The sequence below is a fragment of the Methyloglobulus sp. genome (assembly GCF_046714055.1).
Taxonomy (GTDB): domain Bacteria; phylum Pseudomonadota; class Gammaproteobacteria; order Methylococcales; family Methylomonadaceae; genus Methyloglobulus.
The window spans coordinates 1-3,163 of record NZ_JBKKBJ010000097.1 but is presented as its reverse complement, the minus strand read 5'-3'; the positions used below and the strand labels follow the sequence as shown (position 1 = coordinate 3,163).

Below are 3,163 nucleotides of genomic sequence, written 5' to 3'. Positions count from 1 at the left end.
GAGTATCACCAGATCCCAGTCGTGGTGCTTGTCTGCAAGGTTAGCAAACGCCACAATCAGCCAATCGAACCCTTTTTGCGGGTCCAAACGTCCAACTGCGAGCAATAGCTGCCATTCGCGTTGGTATATTACACTTGGACTAATTTGAGGTTCTTGTCCTGGCAATGGCCAAGTAACGGCATTCGGAATTACCGTAACCCTTTGGGCATTAGTATTTGTTTTGATCCAATCTTTGCCCTCACTGCTCAAGGCCGTCACAATATTCAATAAGCCATAGGTGTGACTGCGCAAGGTCTCCCATAAATAACCCAACGGAAATTGCGGGGGATGGATACGTTCTGCGCCTACGGTGCGCAGAGTGGGCAAGCCCCAAGCCGCCAGAGCCAACAGTACATTCGCTGTAGTCATCATCCCAAGAGCAATGTCGGGTTGAACCTGCCGCAGCGCTCGCCGTAGCGCGACCACACGACGTATGTTCTTCCACAACACAGCCAAGACATTGGCGCTCTCGCCAGCCAATTCCAACGCAATGCGCTTGACTGCTGGATGCAATTCATAAAAATCCAGGCTTTGCCGCGACAGGGTAACAATAGTGATCTCCCATCCCTTGGCTGCCCAGTGGTTGGCGAGGTTGGCTGAAACGCGCTCGGCACCGCCGCCGCTTATGGAGTATATAAAGATCAGTAGCCGCATTCCGCATTTATCCTGTTGTTTCACGCTGTTTTAATACCATGTTAGCAAACCAAATATAGCTGAAAATATGATACTACGCACACGATTGCCGTCGTTATAAGTTTGATGAAAAGCTCAAATCGGCTGGCTTGACTTTAGGGAACTTCTATTAATTGTAATTTAAACCGCCATACTGAGAAAGTGCTGAAACTTTTTGGGGTTTTTCCAAAATCCGGGCATTTCGAAGCCGATCCCTGTTGCAAAGCCCTTTTTGCCGAGGGATTTCCCCCTTAAGTTATGCCCCAACAAGCACAGCTTCCCTGTGCTTGTCCATCAAAGTTCGGTTGCCTGGTTTCGCGTCGCGCTTAATCTACCTGCACCAAGTGCATCACATTATAAACCAAATTCATCAGGCCGATCTTAATTGGTGGAGGAATCATCCAATTGTTTTTGCTTGCTTCCAGTTTGTCCTGATTTTGGGTGTTTTCTTGCTGGTTTGCATTCAGGGCGTTAGAGAAACGGGCATAAGCCGATCTTCGCTGGCGTACCGGTTCTGTCAAGATGCTCTCCTAGTTCTACCTGGTATTGAACGGTAGTGAATTTTAAACTGATTCAAGTTAAACGGCACATCAATTAGCCAGAATGAGCGGACAGTCAACACATCTCTGCATATTCAATAGTGGTATAATCTTGCAACTTCTCGCGCCTATCTAACGGCTTATGACTGAAAAATATGATCTTCATTGCCACTCAACGGCTTCGGATGGCGTATTGTCACCAACCGAATTGGTGCAACGGGCGCATGAACAAGGCGTGACCGCGTTGGCCTTAACCGATCATGATACGACGGCTGGATATGAGGAAGCGCAAACGACTGCAAGCAAGGCGAATATTAAACTGATTGCGGGTATAGAACTGTCTGCAAGCTGGCAGGATAAAAGTTTTCATATCGTCGGATTGGGCATTGATCCACATTATCCGCCATTGCTTGAGGCGATTCGTAATCTACAAGTTATTCGCCTTGAACGGGCAGGGAAAATTGCTGCCAAGCTGGAAAATAAGCGTATCCCCGGAGCACTGGAATCAGTCACCAAGGCCGCCGGGGACAGCATGATTACCCGCACCCATTTCGCCGATTTTCTGGTATCGCAAAACCATGTCTCCAGCCAACAGGAAGCGTTCGACCGTTATCTAGCCAAGGACAAACCCGCTTATGTGGCTACGGTCTGGGCAGAGTTGGATTTAGCTCTCAGATGGATTACCCAATCGGGTGGCGTAGCGGTATTGGCGCATCCACTCCGCTACAAATTGTCGGCGAATTGGATGAAACGCTTGCTTACCGCATTCAAACAAGCTGGGGGGCAAGGAATAGAGGTGGTGACCGGCAGGTGCAGCGCCGATGAAATCAAATTGGCGGCCACACTCGCGAACGATTTTGAACTCGCAGGTTCCGTTGGATCCGATTTTCACAGTCCGGCAAACCAATGGGTCGAGTTAGGCAGGCTTGCACCATTGCCGACCCATATAAAACCCGTGTGGGAATTGTTCGGCCAGGCAGTCAATATCGTTTAGCTACTATTCACAATCAGTATGTTAGGCTAAATGCGATTATCAACATGAAGACTAAATAATGGAAGCACTCGATCAAATAACGGCAACACTGGCGTTGACTATGGGCTTGGCGTGGGCTAGCGGAATTAATCTGTATGCCACTTTGTTGACCTTAGGGTTTCTTGCCAATAGCGGCAATATCGATTTGCCGCCGGATTTACAAATCGTGGCAAATCCGTTGGTAATGGGTGCTGCCGGAATCATGTATTTCATTGAATTCTTTGTCGATAAAACCCCAGGCGTAGATACCGGCTGGGATACGATACATACATTTATCCGCATTCCCGCCGGGGCGATGCTGGCTGCTGGCGCGGTGGGAGACTTAAATCCTGCCGTTGAAATCGCCGCCGCATTACTGGGTGGTAGCCTTGCGGCTAGCACACATGCCACCAAAGCAGGTACCCGAGTGCTGATTAATGCCTCGCCGGAACCCTTTAGCAACTGGATTGCGTCGGTTGGGGAGGATGTTGCTGTTGTCGCTGGCGTTTGGGCGAGCGTCAATCATCCGGTTTTCTTCTTGATTGCACTGGTATTGTTTGTAATATTGATGATCTGGTTATTGCCAAGGATTTGGTCGGGGGTAAAAAAAGTTTTCTGCATTATCCTCGGTTGGTTCCGAAAATCCCACCCGCCCGATTGTAATCTGCCGCAATAAAACGATTGGCATCGTTTAAGGCAATCCTCGGCATTATTCAAGCATCAAAACTCCGCGTCTAGGTTATCAGCGCGTTGAGCGTTTCATGCCGACAAAGTTCGGTCGTTCGCCAGTCGGCATGTTTAGCTCTTAGTTGCGAGATTATACCAATCCCAATAGATTATCATATTAATAAAGCCCATTTACGGGAGCAAAGATTTCGGATGGTGTCGGGTTGGCTGGCGA

At 48.8% G+C, this 3,163-nt stretch carries 4 protein-coding genes; 2 read left to right on the top strand and 2 right to left on the bottom strand.

Annotated elements, in window-relative coordinates; translation table 11 throughout:
* Positions 1 to 717 (bottom strand): glycosyltransferase (locus tag ACLQ6D_RS06065; RefSeq protein ID WP_411726391.1); only part of this gene is annotated, 717 nt, incomplete at its 3' end.
* A 320-nt stretch (positions 718 to 1,037) separates the two neighbouring features.
* Entirely contained in the window at positions 1,038 to 1,232 is a 195-nt protein-coding gene (locus tag ACLQ6D_RS06060; protein ID WP_411726390.1) for a hypothetical protein, read from the bottom strand.
* A gap of 160 nt (positions 1,233 to 1,392) precedes the next feature.
* On the opposite strand from ACLQ6D_RS06060, the gene ACLQ6D_RS06055 reads away from it, so the two are divergent.
* The gene (locus ACLQ6D_RS06055) at positions 1,393 to 2,244 is read left to right on the top strand and encodes a PHP domain-containing protein (RefSeq protein WP_411726389.1); all 852 of its coding nucleotides are present in this window, start codon (positions 1,393 to 1,395) and stop codon (positions 2,242 to 2,244) included.
* 58 nt (positions 2,245 to 2,302) lie between these two features.
* Positions 2,303 to 2,938: a DUF4126 domain-containing protein gene (locus tag ACLQ6D_RS06050; protein WP_411726388.1), complete on the top strand. Its 636-nt coding sequence runs from the start codon at positions 2,303 to 2,305 to the stop codon at positions 2,936 to 2,938.
* The last annotated feature ends 225 nt before the right edge of the window (positions 2,939 to 3,163 follow it).